Origin of the sequence: Salinivibrio proteolyticus (assembly GCF_027286365.1) — a bacterium.
Taxonomy (GTDB): Bacteria; Pseudomonadota; Gammaproteobacteria; order Enterobacterales; family Vibrionaceae; genus Salinivibrio; species Salinivibrio proteolyticus.
Map to the genome: position 1 here is coordinate 126,462 of NZ_CP114584.1, position 17,524 is coordinate 143,985.

At 51.4% G+C, this 17,524-nt stretch carries 14 protein-coding genes; 9 read left to right on the top strand and 5 right to left on the bottom strand.

Going from position 1 to position 17,524, the window contains the following annotated elements; all coding sequences use genetic code 11:
• Positions 1-36: 36 nt before the first annotated feature.
• From spoT to gmk, 3 genes are all read right to left on the bottom strand, one after another.
• Positions 37-2,142, bottom strand: coding sequence for a bifunctional GTP diphosphokinase/guanosine-3',5'-bis pyrophosphate 3'-pyrophosphohydrolase (gene spoT / locus N7E60_RS00635; RefSeq protein ID WP_269597858.1), 2,106 nt, complete (start codon positions 2,140-2,142; stop codon positions 37-39).
• 27 nt (positions 2,143-2,169) lie between these two features.
• Positions 2,170-2,442 carry a DNA-directed RNA polymerase subunit omega gene (gene rpoZ, locus N7E60_RS00640; protein WP_069588983.1) on the bottom strand — a complete coding sequence of 91 codons (273 nt, stop codon included), beginning with the start codon at positions 2,440-2,442 and terminating at the stop codon, positions 2,170-2,172.
• A 118-nt stretch (positions 2,443-2,560) separates the two neighbouring features.
• Positions 2,561-3,184, bottom strand: coding sequence for a guanylate kinase (gmk, locus tag N7E60_RS00645; RefSeq protein ID WP_069588981.1), 624 nt, complete (start codon positions 3,182-3,184; stop codon positions 2,561-2,563).
• Positions 3,185-3,494: 310 nt separating this feature from the next.
• On the opposite strand from gmk, the gene N7E60_RS00650 reads away from it, so the two are divergent.
• From N7E60_RS00650 to N7E60_RS00690, 9 genes are all read left to right on the top strand, one after another.
• Positions 3,495-4,004 (top strand): sigma-70 family RNA polymerase sigma factor, encoded by a 510-nt coding sequence (locus N7E60_RS00650; protein ID WP_069588980.1) that lies wholly within the window; start codon positions 3,495-3,497, stop codon positions 4,002-4,004.
• 6 nt (positions 4,005-4,010) lie between these two features.
• Positions 4,011-4,934 carry a DUF4880 domain-containing protein gene (locus tag N7E60_RS00655; RefSeq protein WP_269597859.1) on the top strand — a complete coding sequence of 308 codons (924 nt, stop codon included), beginning with the start codon at positions 4,011-4,013 and terminating at the stop codon, positions 4,932-4,934.
• A 79-nt stretch (positions 4,935-5,013) separates the two neighbouring features.
• On the top strand, positions 5,014-7,986 hold the full coding sequence (locus tag N7E60_RS00660) for a TonB-dependent receptor (protein ID WP_269597860.1): 2,973 nt from the start codon (positions 5,014-5,016) through the stop codon (positions 7,984-7,986).
• 93 nt (positions 7,987-8,079) lie between these two features.
• The gene (locus N7E60_RS00665) at positions 8,080-8,808 is read left to right on the top strand and encodes a Slam-dependent surface lipoprotein (RefSeq protein ID WP_269597861.1); all 729 of its coding nucleotides are present in this window, start codon (positions 8,080-8,082) and stop codon (positions 8,806-8,808) included.
• Between the two features lie 58 nt (positions 8,809-8,866).
• A complete protein-coding gene (locus tag N7E60_RS00670; protein WP_269597862.1) occupies positions 8,867-10,321 on the top strand; it encodes a surface lipoprotein assembly modifier in 1,455 nt (484 codons plus the stop codon).
• An 86-nt stretch (positions 10,322-10,407) separates the two neighbouring features.
• Complete coding sequence (gene exbB, locus N7E60_RS00675) at positions 10,408-11,244, top strand: tonB-system energizer ExbB (protein ID WP_269597863.1); 837 nt, start codon at positions 10,408-10,410, stop codon at positions 11,242-11,244.
• Between the two features lie 4 nt (positions 11,245-11,248).
• Positions 11,249-11,680, top strand: a complete 432-nt coding sequence (locus N7E60_RS00680) for a biopolymer transporter ExbD (protein WP_069588974.1) — start codon at positions 11,249-11,251, stop codon at positions 11,678-11,680.
• Positions 11,677-12,552 carry an energy transducer TonB gene (locus N7E60_RS00685; RefSeq protein ID WP_269597864.1) on the top strand — a complete coding sequence of 292 codons (876 nt, stop codon included), beginning with the start codon at positions 11,677-11,679 and terminating at the stop codon, positions 12,550-12,552. The genes N7E60_RS00680 and N7E60_RS00685 overlap by 4 nt, the downstream gene beginning before the upstream one ends.
• A gap of 193 nt (positions 12,553-12,745) precedes the next feature.
• On the top strand, positions 12,746-13,849 hold the full coding sequence (locus tag N7E60_RS00690; protein WP_241836753.1) for a glycerophosphodiester phosphodiesterase: 1,104 nt from the start codon (positions 12,746-12,748) through the stop codon (positions 13,847-13,849).
• Positions 13,850-13,948: 99 nt separating this feature from the next.
• On the opposite strand, the gene N7E60_RS00695 is transcribed toward N7E60_RS00690, so the two are convergent.
• Together N7E60_RS00695 and N7E60_RS00700 are read right to left on the bottom strand one after the other, a co-directional pair.
• Positions 13,949-15,265, bottom strand: coding sequence for an MATE family efflux transporter (locus N7E60_RS00695; protein WP_269597866.1), 1,317 nt, complete (start codon positions 15,263-15,265; stop codon positions 13,949-13,951).
• Between the two features lie 114 nt (positions 15,266-15,379).
• On the bottom strand, positions 15,380-17,479 hold the full coding sequence (locus N7E60_RS00700; protein WP_269597867.1) for a prolyl oligopeptidase family serine peptidase: 2,100 nt from the start codon (positions 17,477-17,479) through the stop codon (positions 15,380-15,382).
• Positions 17,480-17,524: the final 45 nt, after the last annotated feature.

Sequence of the window (17,524 nt, forward strand, 5' to 3'; positions counted from 1 at the left end):
GGCGAGTGATAGCCTGAGCACGAAATGGCAACATGGCTAGTTCTTTTGACGGCTGACCTTGACCACGTTTGGCATCACACGAATGCGGCGCATAATATTGGCAAGGTGAACCCTGTCTGTGATGGTGAGGCGAACAAAGATGGTGTACAAGCGGCCATCTTTTTCTTCGGTCGTCAGTCCCTGAATATTCGATCCCGTCGCGGCGATGGTGTTGGTTAAATCCGCTAGCGCCCCTTGATGGTTCTGCATATCCACGCGTAGACGAGTACTGAACTCCTGATCGAAATCGTCTGCCCACTCAACAGGCATATATTTATCCGGCTCTTGACGGTAGCCGCGAATGTTTGAGCAGGTTTCACGGTGGATCACTAAGCCTTTACCGGGGCTGACGTGCGCGATAATCGGATCGCCCGGAATAGGGCGGCAACAGTTGGCATAAGTGACCAAGATACCATCTGCGCCACGGATAGGCATTTTCCCGTCCGAAGGTTCCGCGTCCGTGTTTTCATCGTCCAGCAGGCGGCGAGCGATCACGACACTCATTAACTCACCCAAGCCGATCGCGGCGAGCAAATCATCGCTGTTTTCTAGCTTCAGGTCGGTCAAAATTGCATTGAGGCGGTCAGGATCGACATCGGGTAGGTTCTTCTCACCTAGCGCATGGTTGAGCAAACGACGTCCCAATGTGACTGATTCTTCACGGCGCATAGTTTTGAGCACTTGGCGGATTTTGGTCCGTGCCCGAGCGGTCACCACATAATTGAGCCATGCGGCATTCGGGCGAGCGCCCGGTGCGGTAATGATCTCAATGGTTTGGCCGTTTTTCAGAGGTTGGCTTAGCGGATACGGTTGACGATTGACTCGCGCGCCGACACAGGTGTTACCCACATCGGTATGAACCGCATAGGCAAAGTCAACGGCCGTGGCGCCCACGGGGAGCTCGACGATACGCCCTTTCGGGGTAAAGACATACAGCTCATCGGGGAAAAGATCGGATTTAACGCTTTCGATAAACTCGAAGGAGTTCCCCGCGCTTTGCTGCAGCTCAATCAAGTTTTGCATCCAGCGCTGAGCACGTTTTTGTGCCGTGGTACCGGATGGACGTTCGGCGCCGCTCTTATACGCCCAGTGCGCAGCGACCCCTTTGTCCGCCATCTGGTCCATGTCTTCGGTGCGAATTTGCACTTCAACCGGTACACCATGCGGACCAATCATTGACGTATGCAGTGATTGATAACCGTTCGCCTTCGGCACGGCGATGTAATCTTTCAAGCGGCCGGGACGTGGTTTATACAAATTATGCATTTGCCCTAAGACGCGGTAACAGGTGTCGAGGTCGTCGACGATCACGCGAAAGGCATACAAATCCATAATGGTATGAAAGCGCTGTTCTTTATTCTTCATCTTGTTATAGATGGAATAAAGGTTCTTCTCTCGGCCAAGCACGCGCGCGTTGATCCCGGCATCTTCCAAGCGGCCTTCAATTTCCGCATGGATTTTTTGGATCATTTCTTTGCGATTGCCCCGCGCTTGCGCAATCACTTTTTTGAGGACGCGATAGCGGTTGGGGTAGAGCGCTTCAAAGCCGAGCTCTTCGAGCTCCACTTTAATATTGTGAATACCGAGGCGGTGAGCGAGTGGGGCAAAAATTTCCAGTGTTTCGCGGGCAATACGGCGACGTTTATCGGGGCGCAGAGCACCCAAGGTACGCATATTATGGGTACGGTCGCTGAGCTTAATCAGAATGACGCGAATGTCATGGGCCATGGCCATGACCATTTTGCGGAAGTTTTCCGCCTGCGCTTCTTTGCGATCGCGAAACTTGAGCTTGTCGAGCTTGGAAACGCCATCCACCAGATCGGCAACCACATCACCAAAGCGTTGTTGCAGATCCTCTTTGGTCACGTCTGTGTCTTCAATCACATCGTGCAGCAACGCCGCCATTAAGGTTTCGCAGTCCAAGCGCATTTCTGCGAGGATCCGAGCAACGGCGATGGGGTGGATGATGTAGGGCTCACCGGTGGAGCGGGTTTGCCCGTCATGGGCATCGCGCGCAACCAGATACGCTTGCCGGAGCGCTTCAAGCTGCGATTCCGGCAAGTATTGGTTCGCGACTTCTTTCAGGCTATCAAAGAGGTACAAACGGCCTGTTCCCTGATGATGACGCGATTAACGGTGACCAGAAATGGTGCTAACAGCGGCCATTTCGGCAGCTTCTTGCTCCTGCTTTTCTTGACGCTCACGCGCGTCTAGCACTTCTTTGTTGATCAGTCCTTCTTCGATCTCACGCAGTGAGATCACGGTGTACTTGTCATTTTCTTCTGGTACTAGAGGATCTTTACCACCCGTTTGCATTTGGCGGGCGCGGCGGGCCGCAACCAGAACGAGATCGAAACGGTTACCAATTTTTTCAACGGCGTCTTGAACAGTTACGCGTGCCATGAAGGACTCCAGCTGTAGTGATAAACAGGTCTTAAAAATGACCGAAAATTATACAAAAGGCGGCCGTCCATTGCTAGCACTGGGTGCGCTGCAATCGAACAAACGCCAATATTCATGATTAGTCGGCCAGCAAGTCGTCAATCATTGCATGATATTTGCTGGCTTGTTTAGGCTGACGCATCCGCTCTGCACGGAGGATCGCTTTAAGATCCATTAATGCGACATCAAAGTCATCATTAATGATCAAATAGTCATATTCAGCATAGTGAGAGATCTCTGAACGTGCTTCTTGCATGCGTTTGGCGATCACCTCTTCGCTATCTTGGCCGCGAGCGGTGAGACGGCGCTCTAACTCTTCGCGGCTAGGCGGCAAAATAAAGATGCTTTTACTGTTCGGCATCTGTTGACGAATTTGCTGCGCCCCTTGCCAATCAATGTCCAAAAAGATATCGATGCCTTTATTAAGCATCTCTTCAATCCATACGCGCGATGTCCCGTAATAGTTGCCAAAGACTTCTGCGTGTTCCAAAAAGGCGCCTTGATCAATTAAGGCCTTGAATTCTTCTACTGCGACAAAATGGTAATGCACGCCGTTTTCTTCACCGGGACGCATAGCGCGTGTGGTGTGTGAAACCGACACTTTCATGTCATAGCGTGGGTTGTCATTCAGCAGTGCTGAAATCAGGCTTGATTTGCCTGCACCGCTCGGGGCAGAAACAATATAAAGCGTACCTTGACTCATGGATTGATCACTTTAACCGGCTGATGCCAATACCAAAGCATAGCGCAATCGTATTGACGGAGATCGACGAATAGATAGTAGTCTCCCGATGGGAGGCGCGCAGGTTAGCACGAACCGGCGGGGATTTGAACGCTAGAGCGTGAACTTACTGACTCGATACATGTGTGCGCGATTGCCGGTGTGACACAAACTGTGCGCTGAGTCGATAAAGCATGGCTCTGTCTAGAACATGCTTGCATATACGCAATTATTAATGATAATTGTTAGCGTTTGTATTGAGTGGTCGATTTTGGTGTAGGGAGCACATTCAATGATAGGGAGTCAGCAGGCGTTACATCAGGGTGTTACCTCGCTGTATGTGTCACATCAGCGCTGGCTTTCGGGCTTTATTCAGCGACGGATGGGATGCCCGTCAACGTCGGCAGACTTAGTGCAAGATACCTATTTGCGTTTGCTTAACTCTGGCCGTTTGCCTGATACAGACAGTGCGCGTGCTTACCTTACTCATATCGCCAAAGGCTTGATCGTCGATTGGTATCGCCGTCGTCGCGTTGAGCAAGCTTACTTAGACTATCTGCAAGCGCAGCCGGAACGCATGGCCAGCTCGCCCGAGCAACACCAACAAACCATGGAAGCCTTGGTGGCGGTTGATGCGTTATTAGGGCATTTGCCGGTCAAGGTGCGGCAGGCTTTGCTGATGCGCCAGCTCGAGGGAATGAGCTATAAAGACATCGCAAAGGCGCTTTCTGTCTCGATTTCCTCGGTAGAGAAGTATGTCGCCAAGGCATTGGCGACCTGTGTACTCGCCGCACAAGAGTGATTCATTATGTCGTCGTTATCACCTCACGTGGTTGAACAAGCGGCACAATGGATGGCCCGTATGTGGGCCGACGACGTGTCTGAGCAGGATAAACAGGCGCTATCACAGTGGCGACGTGCTCACCCTCATCATGAAAAGGCATGGCAAGCGCTGGAAGGTGTGCAATCCCAGCTTCAGGATGTCTCGGGACATCATTCGGTATTATTGCGACAAAGTGGCCTGTCGCGCCGGCGGTTTTTGATGCTTGGTGGCATTGGTATTGGCGCAGGGTGCTTATTGGCATGGCGCTCTAATGCGCAGCGTTACGAACAGGGCGTTGCCTTGGCAAGCCGAGTCGGGGAGCTCAAACAGTTCACCTTGCCGGATCAGAGTCGTGTCGCGTTAAACACAGACTCGCGGGTGTGGGTCGATTATCAAGGCGGGAAAAAACAAATTTTCCTTGAACGCGGTGAAGTGATGCTCGAAGCGGCATCGCCTTTATCGGTTCTCACCGCCCACGGTCAGGTGTGGGTTGAGGAGCAAGGCCAGCTTGCTGTGCGCCAGTTTGCGCGCTTCAGTGCCATACAATTGTTATCGACCAATGCGCGTATTCAGCCGTTTCAGGGTCAACGGCGTTACATTCCCGCCGGGCATTCGGTGCAATGCACGGACAATAAGGTGCGGCATCTTGCGCCTTTAGAAACTCACGCGGTGAGCTGGTTGGAGCAAAAACTCGTGGCTGAACGCATGCCGCTTTCGACGCTCGTTGAAGAGCTCTCACGGTATTTCTCAGGCTGGTTGCGCTTAGATGCGCAACTGAATGATCTAACCGTGACGGGGGTATTTTCCACCCGTAATATCCAGCAAACGCTGGCGCATTTAGAAACCATTCTGCCTATTGCCCTGCGCTTTCGTACTGCGCTCTGGGTGCAAATTATTCCAGCCCAATAAAAAATGACACTCATCTTTACGGATCTCACTCCTTCGTTCGGTGTATCGGTTAGTTAATTCACTTAAGTGGAGCCGTATTGTGAAACTGCAGTCATCGATATTGTGTCTATCGTTAACCTTGGGCGTGCCTTTTTATTCCCCCGTTTATGCCCAAACAGACACGGTAAATACCTACCAGATCCCCGCTGGAGAGCTTGATGCGGTATTAAAAGCCTTTGCGCTGGCATCGGGTATCGAATTTCATCTGGATGCGCGTTTGTCCGAAGGTTTTTACAGTGCGGGGCTCGACGGACAGTTTACTCCAGAGCAAGGCCTCAACACCCTGCTGACCAGTACGGGGTTGACGGCACACCAACAAGCCGATGGCAGCTATCAAATTACCGACAGCACAGAGTCGCTGACACTCGATACCCTAGATGTGTCGTTTTCGGAAGGAGAGATTAGTCGCGATGAAGCGGGTAAATATGCTGTTTACGATGACAACCGGTCAACGGTGTACGCGGGCAAAAAAGAGGTTGAGCGATATAAAGGTAAAGATGCGGCTGATCTCTTTAAAGGTATGCCCAATGTTTACAGTGGCGATGCGCGCAACGGCGGAGGCATTGACCCAAATATTCGAGGTGTTCAAGGGCCGGGTCGTGTGCCTGTCCTCATTGATGGTACAGAGCAAGGGCTGACTGTCTGGCGTGGCTATCGTGGTGTCTCGAATCGCAGCTACATTGATCCCAACTTAATTGGTGGTGTGCAGGTGATCAAAGGCCCCAATACTGTGGCGAATGTCAAAACATCCACAGGCGGCGCGGTGGTCGTCAATACCCTCTCTGCACAAGATATTTTGCTGCCGGGAAAAGACTTTGGCGGTGAGTTCTTGATTGAAGGAAGCAACAATGCGGTTGCGCCCACGTTAGGGACCTTATACACAGGGCAAGATTATCGAGACGTCGACGGGTTTCCGTCCACACCCCAATATCCTTACGCCGATCCTTCGCTTTGGCAGCCGATGAGCCACAACAAGAACAACAATCCTTTCTCGGGGGATGACTATGCTTACCGTCTTGCGCTGGCGAAACGAGACGAAAGCATGGAATGGTTGGCTGCTTACGCTTATCGCTATAAAGGCAATTATTATGGTGGCAAACATGATAGCGGTTTTTATAAAAGCGGCGATTCGAAAGAAGCCTATATGACCAAGGTCGACCCAGAGACCTTGGCACTGCGCCATCTGCCGGGCGCGGAAATTCCCAACACGTCCAGCGAAACCGAATCTGTGTTGCTGAAAAGTACATTCCTTTTCGAGGGCGCGCAGCAATTGAGCCTTGGCGCGCGCTACACCGATGCCGAGTATGGTGAAATCATGGCGAGCCGCTCTGGTGACTTAGTCGATGGCAATAAAATGGCGCAATGGCCACTTAGCCGCGTGCGTGCCCAAGCTTACAACCTTGATTATCACTGGTCGCCAAAGGACCCTTGGATTGATTTAACGGCCAAGTTATGGACCACCTACACCGTCAGTGATACCAATACCCGAGGTGGGTTTCCTAACTATGCCAATAACCATGACCTGTTACCGGGCTACAGCACCCTGTTGCGCAATACTGCTGCGTCTAATGCAAAAGATAGCCGTATTGGCGTGAATATCAGCAATACCATTGCGTTCAGTGACACCTTATCTATGACTGCCGCAGGACGATATCAATACCGAGAGCAACGTTCTGATGACACTTATGATGCGAACAAAGCCGATGGTTGGGTGCACTTTCCACAAGAAGGGACCTATCAAGAATTTGATGCCAGCTTACAAGCCACTTGGCAGCCACATACCCAATGGACGCTTAACGCTGGTGTGAAGTTTCAAGGCTTTGATGTTAAAGATGACTTCCTTGCCGCGCGCCAAGCCGAAGGGGGCGATACTCTGTTCACGCAGCAGGCTGTCTCACCGGGGCTTGAAGCCAGCTATAAAGTGCGAGTGTTCCTGAGTGAGGCTGAAATTCAGGCGAGGTTAGAGCGTTATCGCGAAAGTTTGGAATTTTTTGGGGTGCCTGAGAGCCAGATATTGGCTGATCTTGCTGAAGAAGAAGCCAAGCTGCGCAAAGAAGGTCAAATTGAAGAGCGCACACAAGCTTGGTTACACGATGGAAACGGTAAATATAGCCGTGCGCAAAACCCCTGTGACCCCGCTAATGGACTATTACCAGACAACTACATTGAAGGGACGTGTCGTGCGACCAATCAATTGAATACCAAAGTGAACATGCGTCCCAAAACACACGATCACGGGCAGGGTTGGTCACCGTTTGCCTCCGTGGCATTTTCTCCCACGCAGCAAGACCGTATTTACTATCGCTACAGCCAAATGTTGCGCTTTCCAAGCCTCTTTGAAAGCACGCTTAGCTTTTCCGCGTTAAATAATGCGTATACCAGCCTCAAACCCGAAGCAACGGTGAATCACGAGTTAGGCTACATTCATCATTTTACTCACGGTGATCTGAAACTGGCTTACTTTCACCACCTCACTGAAAATGTGATTGAGCGAGATGACATGCTGCGCTTTAGCAATATTGATTCGCAGACGCTGGCAGGGTTGGAGCTGCAAGCGAACTACGATGATGGTGATTGGTTTGCCGATTTAAATGGCGCTTACATGCTCACCAATAAAGTCTGTGATGAGAGCTCCGTCGTCACACGTTATCGCCCCGACGAGCCAGAATACTATCGCAATTGTCTGTTTGGCGGTTTTCCTGGCGGATATTTAGAATCGCAAGTCCCCCCAGCGTGGTCGACGTCGCTGCAACTGGGCCATCGCTTTTTCAATCGTCAGTTAGAAGCTGGGATCAAAGGCGCGTACCTTGCTAAAGCCAAGTCAGATGAGGTGGTCCAGCGCGACGATACCTTAACGTTTGATGCATTTGCCAATTATCAGCTATCACGCCACATCGCGCTTGAAGTCGTAGGGACCAATTTAACCGATGTCTACCACATTGACCCACTGGTGCGTTCCAGTGTACCGGCGCCAGGGCGCACTATTAAATTGATGCTAAAAGCAAAATTTTAACGACGCGGTTACGGGTTTGCCTGAACTGAACGGTAAAGAGGATGAAGCAAATAATTTGCTGGACGTTGAAATCATTTACCTAGGAGTCACATTATGCCGCACAAAACCGTCGTGATAGCACTGAGTGCCATTTTAACTACCACATCTGCTTTGGCTGATATTGTTGGCACACAAAGCGATGACGCCAATATTGAAGTCGGCACATCCAATGTGCCTTTTGGCCCCCATACAATGGGTAAGGCGGGGATTGGTAATGACAACCGTATCTCCTCGACATTTAAGGTGGACTTTGAAGGGTTAACCCGTGCCAGCAGTACCCAAAAGCAAGGCGATATTTACACCAATGGCACATCACATGCCGGGGATGCGGGAGTGTTTAACTTTGCGCAGGCCGGTGCGGGCGACGTGTGGTTTGGTGAATGGTCGCAAGACTTTGCCGGTAATGGCCAAGATCGCAGTGTGTATTATGCGGGCGATAACACCCAAACGAGTCTGCCCACATCGGGCACTGCATCTTATGCAGTGACTGGCTTGAACCGCTTTACTGGCAATAATGCGTTGATTGGTGAGTTTAACGCAGACTTTTCCGCTAAAACCGTTCGCGGCACCATCAGTAATGCTGCGATGAAACTAAGCATTGATGCAGATATTGATGCGAAAACTGCAGCGTTTAAGGGTGACGCGCATGCTTTACGTAGTGGTCAAGGGGTTGTAGGGGACACACAAGGCCATTTCTTTGGTGCAGATGCCGCAGCCCTTGCTGGGATTGCAACCTTTGCCGACCGCGATCTTAATACCGCCTTTGGCGGCACCAAAAAATAGCGTTTATTTTTTATGATGCAGAGGCGATGTGCCTCTGCTTTTTATTTGCGGGTGTTGCATGCGGTTTTATTTAGTCGTCGGCGTTATTAGCTTGATGATCACGCCCACGTTGGTATTCAGTAGCCAATCGGAAACAGACCTTCGTATTGAACAACGTCAGAGACAACAACAAAAACAGTCGGAAGACAAAGCGCTGGCAGAGGCCGATTTAGCACTGCCCAGCACACCATCATGGCATGTTCCTTTAGAAACATTGGATGTGAATGCATTGGGAAGAGCGCTCTACCAAGCGATACAGCAACACGCTTGGGATAGGGTGGCTGAAGGGCTGCCTTACTATCAAACATTACCCGGCCACGATGCGATGTTAATCCTTTATGCCAAGGGGGGATTAGCCCGGCAGGCAGGAAACCTTGCCCAAGCCGCGCATTACTATCAAGCTCTACTTAAGCTTAAGCCTGATTTTTTACTGGCGCAGTTAGCATTAGCGCGCGTGTTATTTGAAGATTACCAAAGCCGAGAGGCCAAACAGTACTTTGAGGCTATCGCGACAAGCATTGCCGGTATGCCTCACGCTGCTGGTGTTCAGCGAACCGTCTCGGCCTATTTACAAGCACTGTCTTTGCGTCAGTCATGGCAAGGCTCGTTGGCGATTGGACCTGAGTATCACACCAATATCAATAAAACGTCTCACAGTGAAACCTGTTTGCTATCGGTGGCTGCAGGGTGTGCTTACGTACGAAAAACGCCGGACGCGATTGCCAGTTATGGCTGGGGAGCCACGCTCTCGGCAGCAAAAACATGGGCTGTGTCTGGTCATCACCATGGCTTTATCCGTGGTATGGCATATGGTGCGGATTACGATAAAAACGATACCTATAACCAGTGGGACACCCAGTGGTTGATTGGGTATCGGTATCAAAATGCGGCGAATCAACTCTCAATAGGTCCGTTATTGGAAGGCACTTGGCAAGGAGGCTCTTGGATCTCCCATACCTTTGGTGTCAATCTTGACTACTTACGTATCCTTACTCCTGCATCGACGTTTAAGGGAACGGTTGTCAGCAAAGATATCCGTTATCAAGGCGCACAGCTGAAGGCGCTGTCGGGGCAGGAAACCTATTTGTCTGCAACATGGTTCTCTCAGCTTCATCCCAACTGGTTAGCTTTTATCGGTGGAAACTACACGGATAGCCAAAGTGAGGATACTGTCTTTGACTGGCGCAGCCTAGGAGGACGAGTCGGGGTGAGTTTTCAGCCGACGCCCGAACTCGATGGTCTGTTTAGTTATGCCTATCAAGATCGTAACTATCGAGAATACAACGCTATGTTGGGGAATAAGCGGCGTGATATTCAACATACGCTGGTATTGAGTTTGCGCCTGTCTACGCTCACTGTGGCGGGTTTTTCTCCGGTGATTACAGGCCAGTATCATCAAACACGAAGCAATGTTGATTGGCTCTATAGCCATGATTACACGCGCATCCAAGTACAGTTTGAAAAACAATTTTAAAAATTTTTACGGGTTTTCGTTATTCGTGCGGTATAGCGGGTAGATAACCGATATGGCGTATTACGCATGGATAATAAGGACTCAAAATGAAGCGATATTGGATAGGACTGGGCCTGTGGCTCTTGGTCATCACGGTGCATGTGCAGGCGAGTGAATCCACGGCACCTGCGGAGAGCGGGTCAGTGGTGACCGCTTTAGGCTCGCAGGCCACCCATTTGTCCGTTGATGCACTGTCTCCGCTCGGTATGTATCAGGCTGCGGATCCTATCGTCAAAGCGGTCATGCTGATATTGCTGGCGGCTTCCGGCGTGACATGGGCTGTGCTCGTCACTAAGCAGTGGCAACTCGGTCGTGCACGTCGCCGCTTAGCGCCACTGGTGTCACTTTGCGCTCACGCTGAAAGCTTTGCGGCGGCCAAAGCGGCGGCATCGTGTCATCAGGGTACTGGGCTGGCGTTTCTTAGTGCGGCGCAAACCGAGCTTGCCCTATCCGAACAAGTAGATGCAGTCAGTCAAGGCGTTAAAGAGCGGATACAAGCACGGTTGGAGCGGGTACAGGTAGCACAGGCTAGCATGATGAATCGCGGCACAGGGGTGCTGGCATCGATCGGGTCCGTGGCTCCCTTTGTGGGGCTGTTTGGTACCGTGTGGGGGATCATGAATGCGTTTATTGGCATTGCGCATACGCAAACGACTAATTTAGCCGTGGTGGCCCCCGGGATTGCTGAAGCCCTGCTGGCAACGGCTCTTGGCTTGGTCGCGGCGATCCCAGCTGTGATTGTTTACAACTATTTTACCCGTGCATTGGCTGCGTATCGTGCTCAAATGGGGGATTTAGCGGTGGCTATTTTGGTGCTGGTGAGCCGTGATCTCGACAGTGAGCGCAATGCGCAAACTGAACTTGCGTGGCGACAGGCAGGGTAGAGGCATGAGCTTTCAATTTTCATCGTCAGACCATGAACTACAAGAAAACCATGAGATCAATGTGACACCATTTATCGATGTGATGTTGGTGTTATTGATCATTTTTATGGTTGCGGCCCCGCTTGCAACCGTCAGCGTGCCGGTGGATTTACCCACCTCTTCGGCGAAGCCGAATGCCTCGCCCAGTCAGCCTGTGTATTTGTCTGTAGGCTCTGGACAAATGCTGCAAGTTGATGAGCATCCTGCGTTTTCCCTTGAGGAAGCCAGTCAGAAGTTGCCTCAATGGGTGGCGAACAAACAAACCCGTTTATATTTGCGGGCCGATAAAACCTTGCCTTATCAGTCACTGTTGGAAGTGATTAATACGCTTAGTCAAGCGGGTTATCAGCAAGTCGGGCTGGTGGGTATTGCGCAGTCAGCATCGAGTTCCTCATGACGGTATTGGCTGGGTTGCCGCAAGGCTTTGAGTTAGACCGCACGCGAAAAGGCTGGTTGGTGGGGGCGGCAGTAAGCGTCAGTCTCCACCTTGGGATGGCGATCGCGTACTTTTGGACACCGGCGCGCACGCTCGCACCGCCTCCCGCCGCGGTGCCGATTGCTATTTCTGTCATCGCACCAGACGTGTCTGCCCCAAAGGTGGAAAAGCACGATGTGAAAGAGGGCAAACCGCAACGCGCCAGTCAGCCTGCTCATGCATCTGAGACGGTGCCGGAAAAAGTGATGCCGACGCCAAACGCGACGCCTGTGGTTGAAGATAAAGAAAATGCGCAAGTCCAAAAACAACCGCAGTCTGTCTCACGCCCTGTCAAGAAGCCGCCTAAAGCGGTAGAGACGAAAAAAACGGTTGAGACCCACAAGGTGCAAATGACTGAGCCTCGCCCTAAACCAAAGGAAAGCCCCAAAACGTCACGTGCGTCGTCGGTCGCGCAAGAGGCGAGTGCGCCGAAACATGTTGACGCGCCAACACACAGTGAAAAAGTGACTGGCCCAGCGCAAGGACAGCTAACCGTAAAGGGGAAGGTTGCCAAGTTGAATTGGCAGCGACGGGTTCACGCGCATTTGGCGCACTATAAGCGCTATCCTCGATTTGCTCGGCGACTTAAGCAGCAAGGCTCGCCTCGGGTAACCTTTACCGTCAATCGCCAAGGCGAGGTGCAATCGGTCAAACTCCAAACCTCGAGCCACTTTGAGAGTTTGGACGAAGAGGCTAAGGCGCTGGTACAGCGCGCTTCCCCTTTACCGACGCCGCCAGATGCCTTGCCAGGGCTGACAATCACCGTCACAGTGCCGATCCGTTTTTCGCTTTGACAAAACCTCGATAGTTTTAGACGTAAACGGGCAACAACAGTCGATAGTGGCCGTTTAACCGTGCGAATGCCCATATTTGTCGTGGGCGTTTTGAGTTTGTTTTCTCTTTAAATCAGGCTTTTGCTATGCTGTCTCGATAATTGAACAAGCGTTTAATTATCTCGCCAATTTCAACGACATTAAGGAGTATCCGTTGAATACAACATCAAAAGCGACCCTGAGCTTGACCGTTGCCGCACTGAGTGTGGCCAGTGCCTTATCTTTCTCTTCTTCAGTTCAAGCCAGTGACAGTGCGCTTAGCGAAAAGCTTGGCATTGCCGATCACGCCGTTATTGCCCACCGTGGTGATTCCTACAACGCCCCCGAGTCCACGCTGCCTGCGTATCAGCTCGCGTGTGAAGTGGGGGCCGATTACCTCGAGCTTGACCTGCAGCGCACCAAAGACGGCAAATTGATTGCTGTGCATGACGATAACCTCAAGCGCAATACTAATATCGAGACGGTCTACCCTGAGCGTGCCGACGATCCGGTCAATACCTTTACATGGGCAGAGCTGGAAAAACTGGATGCGGGTAGCTGGTTTAATGAATCATACCCAGAGCGCGCGCGTGAAAGCTTCCGTGGCTTGAAGCTTGTCACCTTAGACCAAGTGCGTGAAATCGCTGAAGGCTGTGCGCATCAGCCCGGTCTGTATATCGAGACCAAGGTGCCGGAGTTCTTCCCTGGCATTGAGAAAGATTTGAAAGACGATCTGACCAAGCATGGCTGGCTAGATGACGATGCCAAGGGCAAAGTGATCCTACAAACTTTTAATAAATCGAGCCTTGAAACGCTGCAAAGCGTGATGCCAACCGTGCCAAAAATCTTGCTGCTTTGGGCGGGTGATGGCTACATTCCCACCAAGGACAGTGCGCCGAAAGCAGACGATGAGTCTTACGCCCAATACTATGCGCGCCAAGAAGTTGCTTCGAAAGAAGGCTACGCAGAATGGTTGGATTATGCCAAACAGCATGGCGCGATCGGTGTGGGCCCATCCACTATCCAAACGCAGCACGATGATGCATGGTCAAGCCAGTTTAGCTACATGGAGCTTGCAGCGCCTTGGATGGTAGAGATGAGCCATGAGAAAGACTTGCTGATGCATGTTTACACCGTGGATCAAGCGGTAGATTTTGAGCGCTATCGTGACCGTGGTGTGGATGGCTTTTTCACCAACCGTCCTAACCTTGCGGTGAAAACTCTCTCTGGCGGTGAAGGCAAAGATATTCAAGCGACACTGACCAAGCTGGGTTATTAGTCCCGTATGCGTTAAGCGCGTTGTGTTCACAAGCCCGCCCTGTTGTGGCGGGCTTTTTAGTGGTATCTCGTCGATGATAGTGGTGACTGTTAAGTCAGTTTAGAGGGGCTTGCGCGTCATAAGCTTAACCATTGCGCGTCGATACATACCATAAGCCACTGCGCCAGCGAGAATATTGCCGACTAAAGCGCCCACAAATAAACCATATAACTCAGCCATTTGCGCGCCCAACCATAAGCATGGCAAGAAAAATGCGAACAGACGAAGGGCGGAGATGGTCAAGGCGGTGTATGAACGGCCTAATGCATTAGTAATGGAGACCATCAACATGCACACGCCCAAAGCGCCTAAGCTAAACGGTACTAGGGTCAGGTGCCAATGCAAAATGTCGGTCACTTGCTGATCGCTTGTCATGAGTTGGGCGAGTGGATCGGCGGCAAACCAGGTCACTACAGCGATCAGCAATTGAAAGCCTAAGACAAACTGACAGGCCAGTTTCACCAAATGACGGATCTCGGTGAGATCACCTTTACCCAGTAAGCGACCCACCATAGGTGGCATCGACATGGTTAGTGCGAGCACAGATACAATCGCAAAAAATTCAAAGCGAGATCCCACCGCCCATGCCGCAACTGCCGCAGGACCAAAGCCGGCGAGTAGCTTGGTTGCCAGCATGGACGAAACGGGCGGTAGCAGTTGGCTTATCATCGCCGGCCCCATAATATGGCCGATGGATTTAACGCTTTTGGCAATGTCTAAATCGTGCCACGCCATCGAGATCCAACCTTTGCGAATAACCCGTGGCGCGACAATGACCACACCGCTACCAAAAGCGATCAGGGTTGCGACGGCAGCGCCATTTATGCCCCAATCGAGCCAGAAAATGAACACAGGATCGAGGACCAAGTTTAACAGGCTGGTGACCACCATCATGGAGCCGGGCAGCAAGGTGTTTCCGTTGGCTCGCGCAATACTGTAAAAGAAATACAGCACCGCCCCCGCCCAAGCACTGACCAGCCAAATAATCCAATAACTATCAATCACCGGAAATACGCTCTGAGGGGCATCGAGTAGTATTAATATCGGGTGACGTAGCGCATACAAAAGCAAGGCGAAACCCGCGACACCGAAGGTACCCATAAGGAGGATTAAGCCGCCGAGTTGCTTGGCGTAGTCGCACTTATCCGCACCAAGCGCGCGTGAAATGACTGCGGTCGTGGCAATACCTAACCCGACCTGAATCCCGATAATGATCATTTGAATGGGCAAGGTAAAGCCTTGCGCAGCAAGGGGAAGCACCCCAAGTTGGCCGATAAATGCACTGTCGACTAACTGAAAACTCATCAGTGACAGCACCCCGAATAGCATGGGCAGGGTGGTAGAAAACAAGCGCTTTGCGCGAGAGACAGACTCCATCAGGCACTCTTTGGGTCAATAGGGTGAAAAAAAGCCGAGCATCTACATGCTCGGCATAACCCAACCAATTGTAGAGGATTACTGAAAATTACCAACCCTCTTCCTGTAGGGGCATTAGTCGCTATCGGTGCGTAAAGCCAGCTGGCTTGCGAGATAGGTATAGGTTCTGGCATACATGGCAGCACGGGTCGCGTTGTTTGAGGCGCCCGCATGACCCCCTTCCATGTTTTCATAGTAAAGAACGTCGTGGCCCATCGCCTGCATTTTGGCCACCATTTTACGTGCGTGAGCAGGATGAACTCTGTCATCGCGAGTTGAGGTGGTGAATAGCACGCGAGGATAAGCTGTATCCTGACTGAGGTTGTGATAGGGCGAGTACGTTTTAAGGTAGGCCCAATCTGCTTCGGTATCAGGATTGCCGTATTCCGCCATCCAACTGGCTCCCGCCAATAGCTTATTGAAACGTTTCATGTCCAACAATGGCACCTGGCAAACCACGGCTTGATAGAGCTCTGGACGACGTGTCACGGCAGCGCCGACCAGCAGGCCACCATTGCTGCCACCTTGAATACCAAGGTGGGCAGGTGTGGTGATTTTTTTGTTAATCACATCTTCTGCGACGGCCTCAAAATCTTGGTAGGCTTTGTGTCTTTGATGTTTGAGTGCCGCAAGGTGCCAAGCAGGGCCATACTCACCGCCACCGCGAATGTTGGCGAGGACATAAACCCCACCTTTTTCTAGCCAGTTTTTACCAAGTAACGCACTGTAGTGGGGGGTTAGACTCACTTCAAAGCCACCGTATCCGTACAACAAGGTTGGATTTTTACCATCGCGTTTTAAGGCTTTAGAGGCCACCAAAAAGTAGGGGACTTGTGTGCCATCTTTAGAGGTCGCAAAGTGTTGCTCGACGACTAAATCATTGGCGTCAAATTTAGGTGGCGTTGATTTTAGATGTCGCGTCTCATGCGACTGAGCGTCTACCCGGTAGATAGAAGGCGGCGTTAAGAAGCTTGATACGTCAACGAAAAAGTCATCATGCTCTGGCGAGGTGTTGAATACACGCATATGGGTGTTTTCTTCGAGTGCAACAGGCTTTTGTTGCCAATTCCCTTTGGCGTCTTTATGCAACACGCGAATACGTGAACTGACATCATTCAGCTCGCTGACAATGATATGGCGTGCCGTGAAATCAACGGACTCGATACTGGTTTTTGTGTCGGGAGCAAGAAATGCTTGATAGTGTGGCTGTTCTGCCGTTAGGTCAGTCAACTCAGCAGAGAGGATACTGCCCTGTTGGAAACGGGTGTCGCCTTGGTGAAAGTCTGACTTGAGCTGGAAGAACAAAGCGCCTTCAAAGTAGCCGAGGATCTCACTGTCAGCGGGCAGAGTGAGGGGGCGTAGGGTGTTCCTGTCGAGCCAGAATGTTTGTTGGCGATAAAAGGTTTCGCCTTCACGGACGAGTGTCACCCTTGAGTGGGCATCTCGCAATGTGAACATACCGACGGAGACGGAGCGAGGGCTCCCTTCATAAACCACAGGTGCGTCTTTGAGTGAGGTACCGCGTTGCCATTTTTTGACGAGGCGTGGATAGCCTGAATCGGTCAATGTTCCTTCACCAAAATCCGTTGCCACGAGTAAGTGATCATTATCCAACCAGGTAATGTCGCTTTTGGCCTCGCTGAGTGAAAAGCCATCGGCAATAAATTGTTTGGTCGTGAGGTCGAATTCGCGTTTAACTGTGGCGTCGGCGCCACCGCGCGAGAGTGCTACCATGCAGCGTTGGTAGGCAGGTGCATAGCAATCGACGCCCTTAAGTACCCAGTCTTCACCTTCTGCTTTAGCGAGTGCATCGACATCAATGACGGTTTCCCATTCAGGCTTCGCTTTCGCATAACTATCGGGCGTGGTACGTCGATAGAGACCTTTGACATGGGTATCATCCTGCCAGAAGTTATAATAGTAGTCGCCACGACGAGACGGATAGGCGAGACGGTCAGTGGCATTTAATACATCAAGGCTATCTTGGTAGAAGGTCGAGTAGCTTGGGTGGTGGGTAAGCATGTCGTTTGTCGAGGCATTCTGTTTTTTTACCCAAGTAAGGGCTTGCTCGCTCTCAACTTCTTCCAACCATAAAAAGGGATCGGCGTGATCAGCGCCGTGTGCTGTGCCGAGGGTCATGGCCAACGCTGCGGCACTGAGTGCGGGAGTTTTCATTGTCGTTTTCCTTTTCAATAGGAGTTGTGCTCAGTCCATGAGGGT